Raw genomic sequence first — 21,228 nt, 5'->3', positions numbered from 1 at the left:
GACTTTCACCACCAAGTTATAAGCCCATGCCGAGCGCACAAAAAATAGAGAAAGCATCATTCGCTTTCTCTAATCTCTATCTTGCATCCAACTTTTAAGTTCATCTACCTTTAACGGTTGAGAGAAATAGTAGCCTTGGATATTAGGTATTTCATCAAATCCAAGAGAGGTAATAAATCTGAATTGCTCATCAGTTTCTACCCCTTCAACAACCACTTTTAAATTTAAAGAGTGACACAATTTAATAATCGCTTTTAAAACAGCTGAATCTTTTTCCGAAATCGGTACCCCATCAACAAAGGATTTATCAATTTTCACTGTGGAAATTGGCATTGTTTTTAAATATGACAATGATGATAATCCTGTTCCAAAATCATCAAGAGCTACTGACACACCCATTTCAATAAACTTGTCTATTGCTGCGATTGCATTATCAATGTAATGAATGACACTGGTCTCTGTAATTTCAAACTCGATATAACGGCTTTTTAAATTATACGTTGCAAGATTTCCCTTCACCACTTGTAGCAATCGAGGCGACGTTACATAGGATCCTGGAATATTAATCGAAACATGTGAAAACTGTATATCATCCTCAAGGAATTTGACTATTTGCTCACAAACTTTTTGAATAACCCAATCAGTCACATCGAATATTTTCCCTTTGTCTTCTAATATAGGGATAAATAGTCCTGGTGAGATCATTCCAAAAGTAGGATGATTCCATCGAATTAGTGCCTCAAGACCCGCTACCTCTTTTGAACTGGAACTGATTTTTGGTTGATACACTAAAAACAATTCATTGTTTTTCATAGCATAGTCAATATCATCAACTATTTGTCTTTCAAAATTATACTTATGAACTTCAGGATTAAATTCAATAACCTGATAGTTTGACTCATTGGAGGAATACTCTAGTACTGCCATACTATTAGCAAACAATTCCTCCACATTCGTCTTTCCATTTGAACGGGAAAACGCACCGACAGCACCAATTGTTATCGGATAGTCTTCAATGACTAAAGGTTCTTTTAGGCATTCTAGCACTTTTTGAATCGAAAATTTCGTTTTTTCAACTTGTTGAATCCCTGTATTAATGATTGCAAAACGGTTCCATTCAATTCTATATACTTTTGCCTGTGGACCCTTCAAATCATGAAAAGAGTCTTTCAATCTCTTAATAATTTCGTCGCCAAAAGAATATCCGTATGCACTAATCCAATTCTCTAAATGCATTAGTTGAATAATGGCTACACTTTCTGCAACCTTTGTATTTTTTAAATCTTTTTCAAACTGTCGTTGATTTGGCAATCTCGTAATGGCATCGAAATAATTTAACCGATAATCTGCGTATCGGCCTAACAAGCTCGTTAAACCTGATAATGCAAACAAACAAAATATTCCAACGGTTACTATAATAATGAGTAACGTCATATCCATAATATGCATCTCATGTGTATGAGTTTGTGTGGAAGAATCCTCTATGTAAAAAACGACAGAAAACATCCCTACATAATGCATACTTGCAATGGCAAATCCCATTAAAATAGAAAATAGTACCCTAATTAAATAATTGCCCTTATGTAATTTAGTAAAGATTAAGATCGCCACATAAGAAACAATTATGGCTATAGCAATTGATGCAAGGAATATTGACGGTTTATAGTAATACTTAGCTTCCATATCCATAGCAGACATTCCAATATAATGCATAGCAGAAATCCCAAGTCCCATCACGACTCCATTTCTAATGGATGCAAGATGTGTTTGTTTTTCTTTATTAGCAAAATAAAAGGCTATGAAGGATGCGAAAATGGCTGGTAGAACGGAAATTATCGTAAGTGATACATTATACTTCATTGGGATTGGTAACATAAATGCACTCATTCCGATAAAGTGCATTGACCAAATCCCTAAACCCATTGCAATAGATGCAAGAAACATCCAAAACAATTCGTTAAATAATAGATTTCGTTTCACTCTTTGGTTCAAAATCAACGCTGTGTATGAAGCTGCACAAGCAATAATGATTGATAATACAACAATAGGAACTGAGTATTGCCCTTCTAATATTGTTATATTCTCTGAACTCGGTACTGAAAACATATATAACAACCTTTAACATTTAGATTTAACTATCTTTTAAGATTAACTGAAAGAGTTTCTCTAAATTATACTAAATATATAGTATACAAAAACACTTTGTTAGGGCTTTCAATTGATAAAGATTAATTATTCCTACATTTATATTCACATTAATTTACTAGAATTAAAAAAGGACTGATCTCTCAGTCCTTGATTTTCACATAAATTAAGTTACCTTTTCTTATCGCCATGCAAAATTACCAAGCTGCGACCATGCCATCAGTTCTTGACTCTGTTCCCCCTGCAAGTACACCTGTTTCAGGGTTTCTCCATATAATCTGTCCTCGTCCAAACCCACCCGTATCAGGCATCACTTCAATTTCATGACCCTTTCGTTGTAAAGCCTGAACTAGATAATTTGGAAACTCTGGTTCAACTTGAACTTTCTTCCCACTAATCCACTGCCATCTCGGGGCATCAAGTGCCGCTTGCGGATTTAATAAGAAGTCAATGGTGCTCGAAATTACTTGGAAATGTCCTTGTGGTTGCATAAACCCACCCATGACTCCAAATGGTCCCACTGCTTCTTCCCCTTTTGTTAAGAAACCTGGAATGATCGTATGATATGTGCGTTTCTTTGGCTTCAGGAAATTTGGATGATTTTTATCTAATGAGAAATCTGCTCCTCTATTTTGTAAAGCGATTCCTGTATCAGGGATAACAATTCCGGATCCAAAGCCTTTGTAGTTACTTTGAATAAAGGACACCATATTACCTTCACTGTCTGCTGTCGCTAGGTAAACCGTTCCTCCTGCCACAAGCTCTAAAGGTTTTGGTTCAATCGCTACTTCTCCAATTTCTTTTACACGTTTTAATGCATGCTCTTTAGACAATAAATACTCCGTACTAATTGGCATATCAGCTTGCTCTGTAATATAGGACTTCCCGTCGACAAATGCGAGTTTCGTAGATTCAATTTGTTGATGAATAGTCTCAACTGATTGCCATCTAGGAGGATCCATTTGTTCATAATTATTTAATGCCATTAAAGCAATCATCCCTTGACCATTTGGAGGAATCTCCCACACATCATAGCCACGGTAATTCGTTGAAATTGGTTTCACCCACTCCACTTCATAGGCTGCTAAATCCGATTTCCTTAGGAAGCCACCATGCTGAATCATGAAGTTCTCGATTCTATCAGCCAATTCCCCTTCATAAAAACTTCTAGCATCTGTTTCACCAATTTTCCGCAATGTTTCTGCGAGATCCTTTGAACGCCAAATTTCTCCGATTTCAGGTGCTCGTCCATCAATACAGAACGTTTCAAACCAAGCTTCAAATTCTTTTCCTGTTTGTTTTTTATATGCTTCATATGCCCTTTGCCAATACTTACCTAAAATCGGCGATACAGGATACCCCTCTTCCGCATATCGAATGGCAGGTTCTAATGTTTCACTTAAAGAAAGTTTTCCAAACCTCTTAGAAAGTGCAGCCCATGCTGCTGGAACACCCGGAACTGTTATCGGTAAAAGCCCCATGTTAGGCATCTGGTCGTGACCAAGTGCCTTTACTGCATCAGCAGTTAAACTTTCTGGGGAAGGTCCTGAAGCATTCAAACCGTAAAGCGCTCCCTTTACCCAAACAATAGCAAAGGCATCACCACCAATTCCATTTGATGTAGGTTCCACAACCGTTAAAGCTGCTGCCGTTGCAATAGCTGCATCAATGGCATTTCCACCCTTTTTTAAGATTTCAAGTCCAACTTGTGCTGCAAGTGGCTGAGATGTTGCCACCATTCCGTTTTTGGCAAAAATGGTATTACGCTTTGCTGCAAATGGATGATATAAATAATCCATTTCCCCACTCCCTTTCATTTTTCAGAATTAAAATTTAAAAGATTTATAATAAATTTCATATTTCTAAATATTAAGAATATTTTACCATAAAGTTACAGAAAATGTATGGATTGTTCTAGAAATTTATCTTTTTTTGATAATGAGTAAAAGTAGTAGAGTTCAGTTTATTTAAGTGGTTATTATTAATTATAGAATTATAAAAGATTACTCATCTCTAGTTATTAAAATGACAAAACTAAAAAACCCAGCACTAAGGCTGGGCTTGTTTACATTATTATTCACTTCACCTGGAATTGCTTCACTTCACTATTCAATCCATCAGCTAATTGTTCTAAATTATTTGCCCTAATAAGAATTCCTTTCATTGATGCATTAGATTCCTCGATTGAAGCAGTTGTTTCTTCTACACCAGATACGACCGTTTCAGAAATCGTTGCAATATCCTCAACCGCTTGATTGATCACTTGAGAGGTTTTTGTAATATTCCCTAGATTTCCTGAAATGTTCTCAAGCTTGTTTACCATACTAACAACGGATGTTTGAATCTTATGAAACGCTTCGCCAGTCGTTTGAATTTGATTACTTCCTTCTTCTACAAGGCCATATCCAGCTTCTAAAGATTGTGCAACGATTTTTGTTTCGGATTGAATGTTTTCAGCAATCTTCCGAATATCTTGTACCGAATTTGACACTTGTTCGGCTAGTTTTCGCACTTCTTCTGCCACAACAGCAAATCCTTTTCCATGTTCTCCAGCTCTAGCAGCTTCAATCGATGCGTTTAAAGCTAATAAATTCGTTTGATCTGCAATGGATTGGATTACTACAACTAATGAGGATATTTCATTTGTTTGAACGTTCAATTCTTGAACCCGTTTAACAGCTTCACTTACCGTTTGATTTATCAATTGCATCTTTTGCATTGAAGTATCCATTAGGTGACTGCCTTCAATTGTGAATTCTTGAATCTCCTTTGAATCTACTGAAGCTTCCATCCCGTAATCATTTGCTTCAGATATTTTCTGCGCAAAGGTATTCATTTCATTTGTTAATGAAGATAACGAGTCTGATTGCTTTTCCATATTAGAAGCAAGTTCCTGCATTGTTACTGCAATTTGTGAGTTTGCAAGTTGAACTTCATGGGATACAACCGTTAATGCTTCGCTTTGGCTATCTACTGAATCTGATGCCTTAGATATGTTATGAATCATATTTTTTAAATTTTGTTGCATTGTATTTACTGCATTTGCCAATGCACCTATTTCGTCAGAACGTTTCACTTCAATGTTCTCAGTCAAATTACCTTTACCGACGATTTCCACTTGTTTTGTTAAACTCTTTAAAGGCTTGATCATGTAGTAAATGACAAAGGAAACAATAATACTACTTATTAAAACAATCGCAATAATGAGGATAAGCAAGTTTCGTAGACTTGAAAACATTTTATCGTAGACACTTGTTACATCAATATCAGCGCCAATTAGCCCTATCACTTCTCCAGATTCAGACTTAATTGGATAATAGGCAGATACCATGCCGCCCCACTCATCTGTGTAGGACATTTCTATTTGCATAGCACCTTCTTCAAATGTATTGACTATTGCTTCAAATTCCTCAATATTTTCTTCTTTATCTCCTAACTTTGATGCACTATCATCCTCAAGGGGTAGACCATCAACCATATAATAATATTCATATGTATCGTTCACTTTTTCACGAGACATGGTATAAAGATAACTTAAACCACCTGTTTCTCTTATATCATTTAGTTGTTCTCTTAGTTCGATGTAATACCCTGTTTCACCTGAATTCAAAGTAATTTCATTATACTTATCCAGGTCTATAACATTTACTGCATTTTGAACAATCGAACCAGCTGTTTGACTAACCGACTCCTCTACTAATTTCATGCTCGAAAATAAACTAATTGATGTGATTGTAATACTAATAAGTAGAATAATAGATGTTAATATAACAATCAGTTTAGTTCTTATACTTTTTTTCATATGAACAGTTCCCCCAAAAACATTTGTTAAGCATCCCTATGGTTCTTTTTACCCAGAACCAAGCTAATACGAACTAATTATAACAGACTAGATTGAGGAAAATAAAACCAAAATACTCATAAATTTGAAAAACCCAATTATTTTTAAAATATGATTCATGACAACGGCGAGATCGAAGTATTAACAGTAGAAACAATGGTTACAATAGATAAAGTTCAAGACCTAATTGAGAAATTGAAATACAAAAAACGATGTTTTTTTATCTATATTTTTTTCTATTAGGTCCTAATAGTTATCATTCTCTTTGTTCGTAGAAAGTTATTAAAATACTAAGGAAATTAATTATTACGCTTTCTCGTACCTTAACCCAAGGATCTATCTCCAAAGTATACTTTCTATATTGTTCATACAATATACACATACAATTAGTTGACAAAAGTCGACATCTACTAGAGAATTATAACTATATTAGAATTATTATTATTAAACTATATGGAGGTTTTTTATTATGTCATTAATCGGAAAAGAAATTTTACCATTCCAAGCACAAGCTTACAAAAACGGAGAGTTCATCTCAGTTTCAGACCAAGATTTAAAAGGTAAATGGAGCATTGTTTGTTTCTACCCAGCAGACTTTACTTTCGTATGCCCAACTGAACTTGAAGATCTACAAAACCAATATCCAGCATTACAAGAATTAGGTGTTGAAGTATATTCAGTGTCAACTGATACACACTTCGTACACAAAGCATGGCACGATTCTTCAGAAGCAATCGGCAAAATTACTTACACAATGATTGGTGACCCATCACACGTTATTTCTCGTAACTTCGACGTATTAATCGAAGAAGAAGGTGTTGCAGACCGCGGAACTTTCATCATCGATCCAGATGGCGTAGTTCAAGCAATGGAAATTAACGCTGGTGGTATTGGCCGTGACGCTAGTACTCTAATTAACAAAGTTAAAGCAGCACAATACGTGCGTAAAAACCCAGGTGAAGTTTGCCCAGCTAAATGGGAAGAAGGCGGCGAAACTCTTAAACCTAGCCTTGACCTTGTAGGTAAAATTTAAGGAGCGATATTAATGGCACTCGATGCAGAAATTAGATCACAATTAAGTCAGTACCTACAGCTGCTTGAGAACGATATCGTCCTTAAAGTTAGTACAGGTACTGATAAAGCTTCAGAGGAGATGCTAGCTCTAGTGAATGAGCTAGCTTCTCTTTCATCAAAAATCACAGTAGAAAAAGTAGAACTAGAAAGAACACCAAGCTTTAGTGTAAACCGTGTTGGTGAAGATACAGGTATCGTATTTGCAGGTGTTCCACTAGGTCATGAATTTACATCTTTAGTATTAGCACTACTTCAAGTTAGTGGCCGAACTCCAAAAGTGGATCAAAGTATCATCGATCAAATTAAAGCAATTGAAGGTGTTTACAACTTTGAAACATACGTTAGCTTAACTTGCCATAACTGTCCGGAAGTTGTACAAGCTCTTAATATTATGAGTGTGCTTAACCCGAACATTAAACACACGATGGTAGATGGTGCTGTATTCAAGGAAGAAGTTGAAGCTAAAGATATTTTAGCTGTACCAGCTGCTTTCTTAAACGGTGAGGAATTTGGTAACGGTCGTATGACGGTAGATGAAATTCTTGCTAAATTAGGCTCAGGTCTTAAAGCAGAAGACTTTTCTAATAAAGAACCTTACGATGTTCTTGTTGTTGGTGGCGGCCCTGCTGGTGCTAGTGCAGCAATTTATGCAGCGCGTAAAGGTATCCGTACAGGAATTGTTGCTGAACGTTTTGGTGGTCAAATTTTAGATACACTTTCTATCGAAAACTTTATTAGTGTAAAAGAAACAGAAGGACCAAAACTTGCGCAAGCTTTAGAAGAACATGTAAAGCAATACAACGTAGATATTATGAATCTACAACGTGCAACACGTTTAGAAAAGAAAGATCTTGTTGAAATTGAATTAGAAAACGGTGCAGTTCTTAAGAGTAAATCTGTTATTCTAGCAACTGGTGCTCGCTGGAGAAACATTAACGTTCCTGGTGAAGCAGAGTTTAAGAACAAAGGTGTAGCTTACTGCCCTCACTGTGACGGTCCTCTATTTGCAGGAAAAGACGTTGCAGTAATCGGTGGAGGAAACTCTGGCGTTGAGGCTGCAATTGACCTTGCAGGAATTGTAAATCATGTTACGGTTATTGAATACAACGATGGTCTAAAAGCAGACGAAGTATTACAAAATCGTTTACATACTCTTCCAAATGTAACTGTTGTAACTAATGCTCAAACGAAAGAGATTACAGGTACTGATAAAGTGAATGGTCTTACATATGTAGATCGAGTATCAGGTGAAGAAAAACATATCGAATTAGCTGGTGTGTTTGTTCAAATCGGTCTTGTACCAAACACAGAATGGTTAGAAGGTACTCTTGAACGTTCTCGTTTCGGTGAAATCATTGTTGACAAGCGTGGTGCTACTACAATTCCTGGCGTATTTGCTGCAGGTGACTGTACTGACAGTGCTTATAAGCAAATTATCATCTCCATGGGATCTGGTGCAACTGCTTCATTAGCGTCGTTTGATTATTTAATTCGTAACTAATATAGAAAAAACACTATCCATTTCATTCTAAGGGATAGTGTTTTTTTAATTAGACATAGATTTGATTTTTTCCACGGTTTTTTGCTTCATAGAGAGCAATATCCGCGAGGTGGAATAACTCTTGGAAGGATGTAATTTTACCTTTTTGATTATCTGCTACACCCATACTAACCGTAATTGAGAAAGACTCGCCGCCATTATTAATTTTTATATTACGTATTGCTTCGTCAATTTGCATAGCTTTGTTCTTCCCTTCTTCAAGAGATTGACCATTTGTGATGATGACAAATTCATCTCCACCAAATCGCCCAATGATTTCATCTTTTTGCAAGATATCTTCACAAGCTTTGCAAACTTGTTTAATCACTTCATCACCAAATAAATGTCCATACTCATCGTTAAACAACTTAAAATCATCTATATCAATTATGATACAAACAATGTTTTCTTGTTTATCAGATGCTTGATTTAATAATTCACTAACCTTGCTCTCCAGATAATTACGATTGAATACCCCTGTTAAAAAGTCAGTATTTGCCTTCTTTTCAAATGACCTGATGCTATGCTTCACTTCAAGCTTTAAAGCAGTTAATGCAAGTTCTCTGTCATTTATATCCTCCAGCAATTTAATATATTCCTTTTGCACGATATATCCTTTTTCTATATCATTCATGAGGTCACATAGCTTTATTCTTTCTTCTTGAATGGTCTTTAATAGATACAAATCATTATAACTTTCGACAAGTTGTTTCGAATTTGTATAAGCATCAAATGCTTCCTGATATAATTCTAGCTTTGCATGCCACATGCCCAGTAAATCATAGTATTGAGATTTTTCTCTAATAAATGAATCTAAAATATTGGAACGAGTAATCTCATCCATTATTCTTTTAGACTCTACAAATTTTTGAAGCCCAATATAGGATTTAGCCATATTTAACTTAACTCTTGTTTCTAAAATTTCACTTTTTGGTTTATGTAACTTTGCCATTTCTAATCCCAAGTTGGCCATCTCTAGCGCTTGTTCAAAATTTTCCTCCACTAAGAATAGATGGCTTAAATTGCTATATCCATTGCTAACAATATTGTACTTATGTATTTTCTTTCCTATATCAATTGTTCGATATAGTGTTTCTTTTGCTTTTGTATAATCCTTTTGAAATTCATAAAGCAAAAATCGAACATTATAAAAGCTTAACCAATCCACATCGTCTCCATATTGAAGACATACCTCACTGTATGAATCGATACTTTGAAAAGCTTCTTCCATATCTCCAATACAATAAAATGATGCTGCTTTATTTAAATGCGCAATTAGAACTGATTTATAATCATTACATTCCAAACCGAGTTTAAGAAGCTCCTGACTTGTTTCAATCGTTTCTTTATATTTCCCTTCTGCTCTTAGTGAGGTAACACGTTGTTGCAATAATTTTAATTCTTCTAATTCCATACAATACACCCAACTCTTACTTGTTAATGAAATATCAAACTATGCAAAAATATAATTATTTCACTCAATTTTCTACTAATTTATCTTTAGTATATAACAAAATAACAAAATCGTAAGTTTTAGTCATTAAATTCTTAAGAAATGTTTACTATTTGGTCTTCTATTAATATTGTTGAATAATTTTTTAAGTACATATTTTATATACGTGCTTTTTATTATCTATTTTAAATCACCCGCTCTATTATCCTTGCACCAATAGTTAAATGGCATCTTAACCTATATATAACATATAATTAATTGGTAGGATAATGTGTAAAGGAGCCGATAGTTATGATCATTGTAACAACTGAAAAGATACCAAATTATGAGGTAAAAGAAGTTTTAGGACCTGTCTTTGGACTAACAGTTCGAGCAAGAGGTCTTGGAAAAGATATCGTTGCATCATTAAAAGGGTTAATTGGTGGGGAGATCAATCAATACACAGAAATGCTTGAGGATGCAAGAAAGCAAGCAATTGATCGAATGGTAAAAAATGCAACAACAATGGGCGCAAATGCCATTATTATGATGCGCTTTGACTCTGGAGAAATCGGTCAAAACATGAGTGAAATTATCGCCTATGGAACTGCGGTTATCGTAGAGAAGGTATAAGCTATGGAGTGGATTTTCGGAATCTATGGCATCTCTTTTATTATCTTTCTTATTTTAGTTTTTGGATCGTGGTTCATTTGGGATCAACGTTTTTCAAAAAAACATGGACAACAAGTACCTCCTGGATTCAGACGAACAAATGAAGTCTCTATTGACCCAACCACTAAGAAAAGACTCGTCGTTTATTTCAACCAAGAAACGGGCGAACGATTTTATAAAGAAGAATGAACTTAAATAGTGTGAGTGCCTAGCACTCACACTATTTTACCTTCTACCACCAAACATACTTAGCAGCGAGCCTACTTGCCTCATTATATTAATCCCCTGTGTGATTGTTCCCATATGTCCTGCGATAGAATTTAGTTGTTCTGGTAATCGGGATGGAGGTCGCCTGTTTGGAGCTTGATTTGGTCCTGGCATTGGAGCTTGGTTTGGCCCTGCCATTGGAGCTTGGTTGGGTCCTGGCATTCCATTGGGATGAAAATACGCTTCGTCCTGTCTTCTCATCTGATTTTGGTAATAGTAGACTTCTTCTTGTCTTCTTCTATGATCAGGGTAAATATACCCTTCTCCCCTTCCCCTCGTAGGGTTTGGATAATATTCGTCCTGCCTTCTCACCTGATACGGATTATAGTAGCCTTCATACTGTCTTGCCATTTCACTAGGGTAAAAATAAGCTTCATCTTGTCTTCTATTTGGTACAGCTGACCCATTCCTCTGTGAATTCATTTGATAACGTGGTCCGTTCCCATAAGGATAGTACACCATATACATTCACCACCTATCGGCATAAATTTCTTCAAATTAGTATATGGTCGGATTCTCTAATAACTTAGACGTTTATTACTTAATTACACTTGTTCTTTTCATAACAAAATTCGAGTTATAAAACTTTCGACAACAACAAAATGAATATTACGACTTATAACTTTTAGTTTAACAACAATTTTGTCAATCAGGTTGACAAAAAACTCAAGTGGAAAATACATGGGATTTAGGAATAATGAGGATTTATTAAAATATGCATTTCTGTATAATTTATTGCAATAAAATAATAAACTTTTTACTATATTCGACAAATCATTAGACTACAATACTTACATTGTATACTTGGTTTACAAATAACTTACCATACGATGTTATAAATCTAATTTTGAATCAGAATTTAAGGTTAACCTTTTTAAATTGTTTTCTATAGTTGAATAGTAAATAAAATAATCGCTATTCTGTAGCTTCGAAAATCACTACGATAACATTTTAGTCAACCTAATTGACAAAAAAACCGCATTAAGAACATATAAAATTAGCTTTTGTCCTTATTTTTGTATTTTGTTAATCTTCGTTACAAATATCTTAGTAAAATATCTAAATTGACACTTTCTTATCGACAAAACGACAACATGCTATCTTCAATTTCGTAAACTAAGTTGACATAAAATTAATTTTAGTATTACTAATCTTCTAACTTAGAGACATTTTTATATTTCCCTACTATTATAAATTCAGCTAAACAGCACTGCATAAATGAGATTGCAATCTTTTACATGCTTCGACCTAAACAGTAGAGAGGAATCCTTAAAAAATGTTTCTATTCTCCCATAACAAACTTTTATATTGGACATTTGATTTCAATTTCAGTCAATTAAACAAGTCCATCGTTACATCAAGCTATAAAAGAATTAATAATATCTTTACCAACACTGCTCTATTAATTAAAATTAATTCATCAACTTAAAGGGAGCTAAAATATGGAAAAAGGATTAATAATTGTCCTTAACGGTGTCTCAAGTTCAGGCAAATCTTCGTTAGCTAAGGAACTAACAAAACTACTACCTGATTATTTTTCTTTTAGCATAGATGACTATGATCTTGTAATTGAAAAAATGGAAGATCGGGAGAATAATCGACTGATTCCCATTGAAACAGAGTATTTTTATTATAAAAATGTAGCAATGTTTGCAGACAAAGGTGTAAATTTGATACTTGATCAAATCATTCATGATTCCAAAACAAAGCATACGTTTTATGAAACTTTAAGGGACTATTCTATACTTTTAGTTGGGGTACACTGTTCTTCCGAAGAACTAAATCGTAGAGAGCAATTAAGAGGTGATCGCCGCATCGGGCTAGCGACTTCACAGCTTGAATTTGTTCATAAGCAAGAAGTATATGATATTGAGGTAAATACAACGGTTGAACCATTATCCATTTGTGCACAAAAAATCGTTGAGCGTTTAAAGAATCCGAATCCTTTCACAGGATTTAACGAATCACATAAAACTTTTAATAGATAATTCAAAAACCCGCCTTGCTTCCCAAAAATAAAATTAAGGCGGGTAAATTATATAACTGTCGATTTAATTACTTAATAACTCATCAATCCACTTTTGAACTTTTAATCCTTCTTCAAACGGCACCGTCAGAACTTCTTCACCACTCAATAATCCACAACACGAGTCAATTAGTGACAATGGTTTTACATCTGGTATCACTTGAACTTCTTCCTGTCCAACTTCACTCACCCAAAGCTCAGACCAATTGCGGATCGTCATCACCTTTGCTGTACCAAATACCTTAAATTCAAGTCGCTCCTTCTGTCCAATTCCCGATAATCCATTCAATAAAACAGGTATACCGGATGTCGTTTTCGCTAATGCTGATACACCAGTTTCACAGTGTTCTACATCTTCAGGATAAGATACTTCATGAGAAAGGATCGTTAAATCACCAAATAAATAGTGCATTACTTGTAAATAATGCGGGAAGACCTCACGAATGAACCCACCTTGTTCACGTGTTGCAATCCAAGGATTTTGTTGCCAAGGGCGTGGCCAAACAGGAAAATATGTGTGAAGCTCAATTCTTACAATCTCTCCAAGTTCATCTTCTCTTAATGCTTCCTTCAATTGATGAACAACAGGGCTATACATCATAGGAAAATGCATAGCTGTATGAACCTCTGCCTTTGTCGCTGATGCAACCATCTTCTCTCCGTCTTCCACATTATGAGCTAGCGGTTTTTCAGAAAGAATATTTAATCCATGTTTTGCCGCCTGTTCCGCTAAACTAGCATGACTCACAGGTGGTGTCCCTATATACACCCAATCTGGTTTCGTTTCAAAAAGTGCATCAACAGATTGAGCTACCGGTAGTTCATATTTAGTAGCCACTTCTTGTAATCTCGCTTTATTTTCATCATAGATTGAGATAATCTCACATGTTTCACTATTTAATAGTTGATTAATAATTCTTTCTCCTACTACTCCAACTCCAATTAGAGCAAATGATGTTTTTCTCATATAACTTCTCCCTTCACCTTTTGCGATTACTAGTATAAATAATTAAAGCCATTAATCTTATTATGTAGCTTTTTAACGAATATCTCTATCATTATTCTAAATATTTGCAATAAAAATCTTAATATTTAAATATATTGAAAGCGTTTGCATTTTTGTCGGAAATGTGGCATGATAGATTCATAGGGAAATTTGTCGAAAACGTGAACTTCCCTACGAAAGCTAAATATATAATTATGGGGGAAATAATTATGATATATGCAAATCCAAATACAGAAGGATCTTTAGTTCAATTTAAAGAACAATACCAAAACTTTATCGGTGGCGAATGGGTAGCACCAGTTAAAGGTCAATATTTAGATGTAATCTCACCAGTGACAGGGAAAGTATTTACAACTGTACCTCGTTCTTCAGCTGAAGACGTTGAGCTTGCTCTTGACGCAGCACATGCAGCAAAAGACGCTTGGGGTAAAACAACTGTAGCTTACCGTGCACAAATTTTAAATAAAATTGCAGACCGCATTGAAGAAAACTTAGAAATGATCGCAGTTGCTGAAACTTGGGATAATGGTAAAGCAGTTCGCGAAACATTAAATGCAGACTTACCTTTAATCGTGGATCACTTCCGTTACTTCGCAGGAGTTATTCGTGCACAAGAAGGCGGCATCAGTGAAATCAACGGTGATACTGTAGCTTATCACTTCAACGAACCACTAGGTGTAGTTGGACAAATTATTCCTTGGAACTTCCCATTACTAATGGCTGCTTGGAAAATTGCTCCAGCATTAGCTGCAGGTAACTGTATCGTAATGAAACCAGCCGAGCAGACACCAGCTTCTATGTCTGTATTAATCGAGTTAATCCAAGATTTATTACCAAAAGGTGTTTTAAACATCGTTCAAGGTACTGGTCTTGAAGTTGGGAAACCACTTGCTACAAACCCACGTATCGCAAAAATCGCGTTCACTGGTTCAACTGTAGTAGGTCGCTCAATTATGCAATATGCAACAGAAAACATTATTCCTGTAACATTAGAACTTGGTGGTAAATCACCAAATATCTTCTTCCCAGACATTATGGATCAAGATGATGAGTTTTTAGATAAAGCAATCGAAGGTTTCGTATTATTCGCACTTAACTCTGGTGAAATTTGTACAGCTCCAACACGTGCATTAGTACATGAGTCAATCTATGACAAATTCATGGAAAGAGTTATGGAACGTATTAAAGCGATTAAAATCGGTAACCCATTAGACACTGAAACAATGATGGGTGCTCAAGCTTCTAAACAACAATTAGATAAAATCTTATCTTACATTGAAATCGGTAATGAAGAAGGCGCTGAACTTCTAATCGGTGGTCACCAAAACGTATTAGAAGGCGAACTTGCTGAAGGTTACTATGTTGCTCCAACTGTATTCAAAGGTACAAACAACATGCGTATTTTCCAAGAAGAAATCTTTGGTCCAGTATTATCTGTGACAACATTCAAAGACTTCGACGAAGCAATCGAAATTGCTAATGACACAGTATATGGCTTAGGTGCTGGTGTATGGTCTCGCAGTGGCGAAATTGCTTACCGCGCAGGTCGTGCTGTACAAGCTGGTCGTGTTTGGACAAACACTTACCACCAATACCCTGCTCACGCAGCATTCGGTGGATACAAACAATCAGGTATCGGTCGTGAAAACCACTTAATGATGCTTTCACACTACCAACAAACAAAATGTATCCTAGTTGGTTACAACAAAGGATCAATGGGCTTCTTCTAAGATGGAAAAAGTCATCGCAACAGAAGCAGCTACAAAACTGATTCAACAGTTGCAAAGTGTGCACGGTGAACTAATTTTCGTTCATTCTGAAGGTTGCTGCGACGGAACGTCACCGATCTGTATGACAAAGGGTGACTTCTATCTTGGTAGCCGAGATGAACAAATCGGAGAAGTTGTCGGTGTGCCCTACTTTATGCACAACTCAAACTTCTCTTACTGGCAACACTTACAGATCATCATCGATGTGTCAGACGGGATGGGGAATTCATTTTCTCTTGAAAGTACAGAGAATAAATCCTTTATCATACGTGCAAAAGCACTTTAAGACTAACAAAACCTTTCACTCAAATTGAGTGGAGGGTTTTTTGTTTAGATCAGCACCCATCATTTACAATATAAGCCATTTCTAATCTTACTTCTTTATTCTTCACATCATCATTCGTGTATGACATTGTATTGAACCCAATCACCTCGAAGCCATTTTTCAAATAAAATTGAATGGCTGGAAAATTCGATGTCTGCGTTTCTAATGCAATGAGTCTAACTCCTAGTTCAATAGCCCTACTCTTAGCCTGTTCTATTAATCTAGTTCCAATACCACTGTTCTTAAAATCGGGCTTTACATACAAGTCATGAACTAATAACGTATTATTCCACTCCATTTTTTGAATCACCATAACTGCAGCTTCTTGCGCCTCAATTTCTGCAACATAAACTTCCGAACCCTCTTTATAGGGCTCAAAGATTTCTTCTTCCATCTCTTTTACAAATGGTGTCTCAAATGCTCCTTCCACTAGTGAAAAGTTCCATCCATTCTCAGTTTTTTCAGAATGGACTTTGTAATACTTCTTGGAAGTGTATTGAAAAGTTATCTTCTTCCCCACCGGATATTCTTCTAAATATATTTGTCGGATCGACACCATGAGTCTCACTCCTTCTAATCTTCTAAACGCTTTACAGTTTCATAATTTTCAGTCTATTATAATTTGAACACTATTCATAGTTAGAAAGATGAATTCACAAGTCAGATTCGTTAGGAGAAACCCGATGAATTATCCTAAAAATTATATTTTACTTTTATTTGGTTTTGGCGTTTCAAATCTCGGCAATTGGATTTACCTCATTGCATTAAACTTAGCTGTCTGGCATTTAACCCATTCGCCGGCAGCTGTTGCAGGAATATATATAGTTGGACCAATTGCCCGTATTCTTTGTAGTTTTTTTGCAGGATCCATAATTGATCGCTCTAACAAAAAGCAAATTCTGATTTTGACTGATGTCATTCGAGGATTAATCGTTTGTATAATGCCCTTTGTTTCATCAATTTGGTTGATCTATACACTAATATTTCTAGCTAATATGGCTAGTTCATTTTTCGGACCAAGTAGTACTTTTATGATTACAAAAATTGTAGAGGAACAGGACCGTAAACGCTTCAATGCTATTAATAGTATTTTAAGTTCGGGTTCTTTCATGATAGGCCCAGCTTTAGGTGGTACCATCATTGCTTTAAGTAATACGTCTATTGCTATGTGGATTAATGGATTTTCATTTTTCATCTGTGCACTTGCTTTATCTTTTCTTCCTAATATTGAAACAAACCAAAGTAAAGCTAGGCAAGTTATCACATTAGGAATATTGCGGACAGATTTTTTATATGTACTTCGTTTTATTCTTGAAAATCGTTTATTACAGACATTTTTCATTGTCTATTCTCTCGCTTTAATGATCGCACACGCACTAGATTCTCAAGAAATGACCTTTTTAAAAGACCATCTTCTTGTTTCTGATACAATCTACGGAGTTGTTGTAAGTGTTGCAGGAGTAGGAGCAATATTAGGCGGGGCAGCTGCTGCAATCTATGTTAAAAAAATTTCTCTCGTTTCCTATATTGGTGCTGGTTTTTCATTAACTTTATTAAGCTACTTTATTTTTTACATGTCACAAAACCTATCGATAGCAATCATTTCATTCATCGCGCTTGGGTTCTTCATGGCATTTGGAAACACTGGTTATGCGACACTTTATCAAAAGTCTATCCCCACTGAAATAATGGGGAGATTCGGCAGTTCACTTAACCTATTACAAGGCATTCTACAAATCCTTTTTACATTAGTAATTGGACTCATTGCAGAATGGTATTCTGTACAAGCTGTCACAAGCATATTCGCATTTATTGGATTATTACTTGCGATCTATCTTTATATCCATCTTGTTAAACATAGACTCTACTTTCAATCAGGTGAAGTAAAGTAACGATTTCACTCTTACAATATTTTGAAATTCTAAGTTATACTCATTATAGGGAGGCGATTTAATTGAACTTTGTATTTGATATCGACGGAACACTGTGCTTTGATGGCAAGACAATCGACTTGTCCATCATTGAAGCAATAAATGAACTAACAGAGGAAGGGCATGAAATTATTTTTGCGTCTGCAAGACCTATACGAGATTTAATTCCTGTTCTTCCATCGAATTTTAAAAAGAACAAATTAGTTGGCGGTAATGGTTGCTTTGTTTCTGACAACGGAAAAATCACAACTAGCTATTTTGATCCACAATTAGTTGATCAACTGCACAATATAATACATACATATGATCTAGCTTATTTGGCTGACGGAAAAAGGGATTATTCATTTACTGGGAATAAGGATCATCCCATTTATAAGAATATCGACCAGAGCACCGCGCAAAATCGAGAATTAGCGAGTCTATCAAAAATATGCAAATTAGTTTTATTTAACCCACCGGAAGCAATTATAGAGGAAATAAATCAATTACCCGTTACAGTGACGCTATATAAAAATGAAAACGCAGTTGATCTAAGCTCTTTAGGTATAAATAAAGTCTATGGACTCCAGAAATTACAAATTACAGATTTCATCGCCTTTGGAAACGACAGCAACGATCAATGTTTGTTTGAAAATGCTATTTTCAGCGTATGTATCGGTACTAACGATGTGAAAAAATATGCTTCAAAATCTATTAAAAGTGAAGAAGTTGCAACTACTATAAGAGAAATGAAAAATTACTTAGTAGAATCGATAAAATAAATATTAATCATAATAAAAGGGACACCTTCTATATCAAGGCATCCCTTTCATCTTTATTTACTTTACTACTACCATATCATCTTCTTTATCATATGCTTCACTTTCAAAGTGAACTTTTTCAGGCCTTACTACAAACATACTAATTAAAGTCGCAACCGCGAATAAAGCCATGATAACGTATAAAACCATGTCATATGATTGAGTTTTTTCAAGTACGAATGCGCTTAGCTGGTTGCCAGTCAATCCTGCAATTGCCCAAGCAGATAATGCTAATCCATGCACTGTAGAAATACTATCAATTCCAAAGCGGTCAGATAATAATGGTGGTAATGATGAGAACCCACCGCCATAACCAGCGTTAACGATACAAAGTAAAGCGATTATTAGAATCGCGATTGAGTTATTAATTCCATCAAACACTATAGTTAATAAAATCGCTGAAATTGATGAAATAAAGATAATTTTATAGATTGAATTACGGTCTTTTAAGCGGTCTCCCCATGCTGAGAACGCAATACGTCCACCAGCATTGAAAACTGCTGTTAAGGAACTTACTAAACCAATTGCCCCAAAGCCAATGAATGCAAGGATCCCTTTCTCCTGTGCAATTAAAGCTAAACCACATGTAATATTAATATAGAACATCAGCCAAATACCGATAAACGTACGGTTTGTTAACACTTTTCTGTAACTAAAGCTTTGTGCTTGTACACTTTCAACTTCAGATCCTGCAGGTTTCTTTAGTATTAAGTGACCAACAACCATCATCACCAAATAAATTCCCGCCAAAATATAAAACATTGTATATACATTCGAAGCATTAACTAGTATTCCTTCACTGTTTCGTTCACCAAGCAGCTGTTCCATTAAAGGACTTGCGATTACCTTCGCTAATCCAAATCCGGCAACAGCAAGCCCTGTCGCTAACCCTTTTTGCTCTTTAAACCAAAGCATCAACGTTTTTACAGGTGTTAAATAGCCAATTCCAAGACCAATCCCCATTACAACTCCATAAGAAATATAAATTCCTAGTAGGGATTTTTGATAAATAAAGAACCCTGTTCCGGCCATCCCAACGACAAAAAATAGCGCAGAAAGTAACGATGACTTATGTATATCTTTTTCAACAAATTTACCTCCAAAAGCTGCAGACATCCCTAAAACAAAGATGGCGATACTAAATGCCCACTCCACTTGACCAATAGGCTTTCCGATGTAAGTGGCAATATCACCTTTAAATAATGACCAACAGTAAACTGTCCCAATACTACAGTGAATTAATAAAGCAGGAAGTACTGCTCGAATCCACTTGTTCTCAAACATTCCCATATAATATCTCCTTTTTACTTTCACTTTTAAAAAACGAATATTATTAATAAAATTAAATTAAATGTTCGTTTTTTAAACTAAATATTAGCTAAATTCAACTAAATATTAGGTGAAATATTTATATTTACGAAAATTAATAAGTCGATTATATATCATCTTTTTGTACAAATAAATAGTAATGTTATATTTCAATAATTTAAACAATTGCCCCGTCGTCAAAAAATCACAATCTCCTTCTATAAATAGCTATAAATATAGCCGAATTAAAAGGATTGGTTTGCTTCTATTCAAATGTGTTGAAAAACACAATTATATAAACAAATATAAAAATTGTTTACAAATAAACAAACGGTGAGATATTATGTTTATGGAGGTGTTGTATTGAATATTCAAAATTTATCGATAGAGGATTTGGCAAAAGGCTATCAGTTCCAAGACTACGAATATCACTGTTTATTTTGTAGTGAAAAATATCATTCCGATGAAATCTACCCCTACGAGGAAAAGTTACTAACTGCCGAAGGAAGAATGAAAAGGCATATATTATCTCATCACGAATCCCCTTTTCACGCTATTCTTCAGCTAGACAAAAAAACAACTGGTCTAACAGACGTCCAGCTTGAAATGCTACAACATTTCTATGAACAAACACCTGACCAAGAAATTGTAGACAGAAGCAATGTAAAAAGTATTTCTACGGTAAGACAGCATCGTTTCAAATTACGCGAAAAGGAACGACAAGCAAAGTTTTTCTTAGCATTAATGCAGTTTGTTAATGATCCCGAAAAATATATGATTCATAAAGGAGCAAAACAAGTGGATGAGCGATATAGTATCGAACAAGAGGACCGAGAAAAGGTATTAAAAACTTATTTCAAGAGTGGATTAGATGGTGGAATTGATGCAATTCCAAGTAAAGAAAAGAAAAAATTAATAATTCTTCAACATATTTTAAAGAGATTTGAGGTTGGAATATCGTATACAGAAAAGGAAGTCAACACGATCTTAAAAACGGTCAACGCAGATTATGTATCGTTACGACGTCATTTAATTGAGTATGGCTTTATGGATCGAAGTAACGACGGAGCTTCCTATTGGATTAAAGAGTAA

General features: G+C 35.2%; 18 protein-coding genes. 10 read left to right on the top strand and 8 right to left on the bottom strand.

Annotated features, from left to right (window positions below; genetic code table 11):
• Positions 1 to 69: 69 nt before the first annotated feature.
• The 3 genes from CD29_RS06875 to CD29_RS06865 all read right to left on the bottom strand — a co-directional run bounded on the left by CD29_RS06875 (position 70) and on the right by CD29_RS06865 (position 5,947).
• Entirely contained in the window at positions 70 to 2,106 is a 2,037-nt protein-coding gene (locus CD29_RS06875; RefSeq protein WP_052124034.1) for a bifunctional diguanylate cyclase/phosphodiesterase, read from the bottom strand.
• Between the two features lie 236 nt (positions 2,107 to 2,342).
• Positions 2,343 to 3,944 carry a gamma-glutamyltransferase family protein gene (locus CD29_RS06870; protein ID WP_036184511.1) on the bottom strand — a complete coding sequence of 534 codons (1,602 nt, stop codon included), beginning with the start codon at positions 3,942 to 3,944 and terminating at the stop codon, positions 2,343 to 2,345.
• A 278-nt stretch (positions 3,945 to 4,222) separates the two neighbouring features.
• Entirely contained in the window at positions 4,223 to 5,947 is a 1,725-nt protein-coding gene (locus CD29_RS06865; RefSeq protein WP_052124033.1) for a methyl-accepting chemotaxis protein, read from the bottom strand.
• A 508-nt stretch (positions 5,948 to 6,455) separates the two neighbouring features.
• On the opposite strand from CD29_RS06865, the gene ahpC reads away from it, so the two are divergent.
• Both ahpC and ahpF read left to right on the top strand, forming a co-directional pair.
• Positions 6,456 to 7,019 carry an alkyl hydroperoxide reductase subunit C gene (gene ahpC / locus CD29_RS06860; RefSeq protein ID WP_036184509.1) on the top strand — a complete coding sequence of 188 codons (564 nt, stop codon included), beginning with the start codon at positions 6,456 to 6,458 and terminating at the stop codon, positions 7,017 to 7,019.
• Positions 7,020 to 7,031: 12 nt separating this feature from the next.
• A complete protein-coding gene (gene ahpF / locus CD29_RS06855) occupies positions 7,032 to 8,561 on the top strand; it encodes an alkyl hydroperoxide reductase subunit F (RefSeq protein WP_036184508.1) in 1,530 nt (509 codons plus the stop codon).
• 49 nt (positions 8,562 to 8,610) lie between these two features.
• On the opposite strand, the gene CD29_RS06850 is transcribed toward ahpF, so the two are convergent.
• Positions 8,611 to 10,014, bottom strand: coding sequence for a GGDEF domain-containing protein (locus CD29_RS06850; RefSeq protein ID WP_036184506.1), 1,404 nt, complete (start codon positions 10,012 to 10,014; stop codon positions 8,611 to 8,613).
• Positions 10,015 to 10,344: 330 nt separating this feature from the next.
• Between CD29_RS06850 and CD29_RS06845 the strand changes: the two genes are divergently transcribed.
• The gene (locus CD29_RS06845; RefSeq protein ID WP_036184503.1) at positions 10,345 to 10,665 is read left to right on the top strand and encodes a YbjQ family protein; all 321 of its coding nucleotides are present in this window, start codon (positions 10,345 to 10,347) and stop codon (positions 10,663 to 10,665) included.
• Positions 10,666 to 10,668: 3 nt separating this feature from the next.
• Positions 10,669 to 10,893: a hypothetical protein gene (locus tag CD29_RS06840; RefSeq protein WP_036184501.1), complete on the top strand. Its 225-nt coding sequence runs from the start codon at positions 10,669 to 10,671 to the stop codon at positions 10,891 to 10,893.
• 36 nt (positions 10,894 to 10,929) lie between these two features.
• On the opposite strand, the gene CD29_RS06835 is transcribed toward CD29_RS06840, so the two are convergent.
• A complete protein-coding gene (locus CD29_RS06835) occupies positions 10,930 to 11,433 on the bottom strand; it encodes a hypothetical protein (protein WP_036184499.1) in 504 nt (167 codons plus the stop codon).
• Positions 11,434 to 12,413: 980 nt separating this feature from the next.
• On the opposite strand from CD29_RS06835, the gene CD29_RS06830 reads away from it, so the two are divergent.
• Positions 12,414 to 12,959: a chloramphenicol phosphotransferase CPT family protein gene (locus tag CD29_RS06830; protein ID WP_036184496.1), complete on the top strand. Its 546-nt coding sequence runs from the start codon at positions 12,414 to 12,416 to the stop codon at positions 12,957 to 12,959.
• A 63-nt stretch (positions 12,960 to 13,022) separates the two neighbouring features.
• Here the strand turns inward: CD29_RS06830 and CD29_RS06825 are convergent, their stop codons facing one another.
• Complete coding sequence (locus CD29_RS06825) at positions 13,023 to 13,964, bottom strand: Gfo/Idh/MocA family protein (protein ID WP_036184493.1); 942 nt, start codon at positions 13,962 to 13,964, stop codon at positions 13,023 to 13,025.
• A gap of 248 nt (positions 13,965 to 14,212) precedes the next feature.
• On the opposite strand from CD29_RS06825, the gene exaC reads away from it, so the two are divergent.
• Positions 14,213 to 15,733, top strand: coding sequence for an acetaldehyde dehydrogenase ExaC (gene exaC, locus CD29_RS06820; RefSeq protein WP_036184490.1), 1,521 nt, complete (start codon positions 14,213 to 14,215; stop codon positions 15,731 to 15,733).
• A gap of 1 nt (position 15,734) precedes the next feature.
• Positions 15,735 to 16,058, top strand: a complete 324-nt coding sequence (locus CD29_RS06815) for a DUF779 domain-containing protein (protein ID WP_036184487.1) — start codon at positions 15,735 to 15,737, stop codon at positions 16,056 to 16,058.
• Positions 16,059 to 16,107: 49 nt separating this feature from the next.
• Here the strand turns inward: CD29_RS06815 and CD29_RS06810 are convergent, their stop codons facing one another.
• Entirely contained in the window at positions 16,108 to 16,656 is a 549-nt protein-coding gene (locus CD29_RS06810; RefSeq protein WP_036184485.1) for a GNAT family N-acetyltransferase, read from the bottom strand.
• A 124-nt stretch (positions 16,657 to 16,780) separates the two neighbouring features.
• Here CD29_RS06810 and CD29_RS06805 point away from each other — a divergent pair, with 124 nt between their 5' ends.
• Together CD29_RS06805 and CD29_RS06800 are read left to right on the top strand one after the other, a co-directional pair.
• Positions 16,781 to 17,989, top strand: coding sequence for an MFS transporter (locus tag CD29_RS06805; protein WP_036184483.1), 1,209 nt, complete (start codon positions 16,781 to 16,783; stop codon positions 17,987 to 17,989).
• 62 nt (positions 17,990 to 18,051) lie between these two features.
• Positions 18,052 to 18,789 carry an HAD-IIB family hydrolase gene (locus CD29_RS06800; RefSeq protein ID WP_036184481.1) on the top strand — a complete coding sequence of 246 codons (738 nt, stop codon included), beginning with the start codon at positions 18,052 to 18,054 and terminating at the stop codon, positions 18,787 to 18,789.
• A 57-nt stretch (positions 18,790 to 18,846) separates the two neighbouring features.
• Here the strand turns inward: CD29_RS06800 and CD29_RS06795 are convergent, their stop codons facing one another.
• Positions 18,847 to 20,118 carry an OFA family MFS transporter gene (locus CD29_RS06795; RefSeq protein WP_036184476.1) on the bottom strand — a complete coding sequence of 424 codons (1,272 nt, stop codon included), beginning with the start codon at positions 20,116 to 20,118 and terminating at the stop codon, positions 18,847 to 18,849.
• 381 nt (positions 20,119 to 20,499) lie between these two features.
• Here CD29_RS06795 and CD29_RS06790 point away from each other — a divergent pair, with 381 nt between their 5' ends.
• The gene (locus CD29_RS06790) at positions 20,500 to 21,228 is read left to right on the top strand and encodes a DUF2087 domain-containing protein (protein ID WP_036184475.1); all 729 of its coding nucleotides are present in this window, start codon (positions 20,500 to 20,502) and stop codon (positions 21,226 to 21,228) included.

It is taken from the genome of Ureibacillus manganicus DSM 26584 (assembly GCF_000772945.1).
Classification (GTDB): Bacteria; Bacillota; Bacilli; order Bacillales_A; family Planococcaceae; genus Ureibacillus; species Ureibacillus manganicus.
This window is presented reverse-complemented; position numbering and strand designations above follow the sequence as displayed.

Coding starts and splice junctions, on each gene's coding strand:
- CD29_RS06875 (WP_052124034.1), bottom strand. CDS start 2,106: ATGTTTTCAGTACCGAGTTCAGAGAATATAACAATATTAGAAGGGCAA.
- CD29_RS06870 (WP_036184511.1), bottom strand. CDS start 3,944: ATGGATTATTTATATCATCCATTTGCAGCAAAGCGTAATACCATTTTT.
- CD29_RS06865 (WP_052124033.1), bottom strand. CDS start 5,947: ATGAAAAAAAGTATAAGAACTAAACTGATTGTTATATTAACATCTATT.
- ahpC (WP_036184509.1), top strand. CDS start 6,456: ATGTCATTAATCGGAAAAGAAATTTTACCATTCCAAGCACAAGCTTAC.
- ahpF (WP_036184508.1), top strand. CDS start 7,032: ATGGCACTCGATGCAGAAATTAGATCACAATTAAGTCAGTACCTACAG.
- CD29_RS06850 (WP_036184506.1), bottom strand. CDS start 10,014: ATGGAATTAGAAGAATTAAAATTATTGCAACAACGTGTTACCTCACTA.
- CD29_RS06845 (WP_036184503.1), top strand. CDS start 10,345: ATGATCATTGTAACAACTGAAAAGATACCAAATTATGAGGTAAAAGAA.
- CD29_RS06840 (WP_036184501.1), top strand. CDS start 10,669: ATGGAGTGGATTTTCGGAATCTATGGCATCTCTTTTATTATCTTTCTT.
- CD29_RS06835 (WP_036184499.1), bottom strand. CDS start 11,433: ATGGTGTACTATCCTTATGGGAACGGACCACGTTATCAAATGAATTCA.
- CD29_RS06830 (WP_036184496.1), top strand. CDS start 12,414: ATGGAAAAAGGATTAATAATTGTCCTTAACGGTGTCTCAAGTTCAGGC.
- CD29_RS06825 (WP_036184493.1), bottom strand. CDS start 13,964: ATGAGAAAAACATCATTTGCTCTAATTGGAGTTGGAGTAGTAGGAGAA.
- exaC (WP_036184490.1), top strand. CDS start 14,213: ATGATATATGCAAATCCAAATACAGAAGGATCTTTAGTTCAATTTAAA.
- CD29_RS06815 (WP_036184487.1), top strand. CDS start 15,735: ATGGAAAAAGTCATCGCAACAGAAGCAGCTACAAAACTGATTCAACAG.
- CD29_RS06810 (WP_036184485.1), bottom strand. CDS start 16,656: ATGGTGTCGATCCGACAAATATATTTAGAAGAATATCCGGTGGGGAAG.
- CD29_RS06805 (WP_036184483.1), top strand. CDS start 16,781: ATGAATTATCCTAAAAATTATATTTTACTTTTATTTGGTTTTGGCGTT.
- CD29_RS06795 (WP_036184476.1), bottom strand. CDS start 20,118: ATGGGAATGTTTGAGAACAAGTGGATTCGAGCAGTACTTCCTGCTTTA.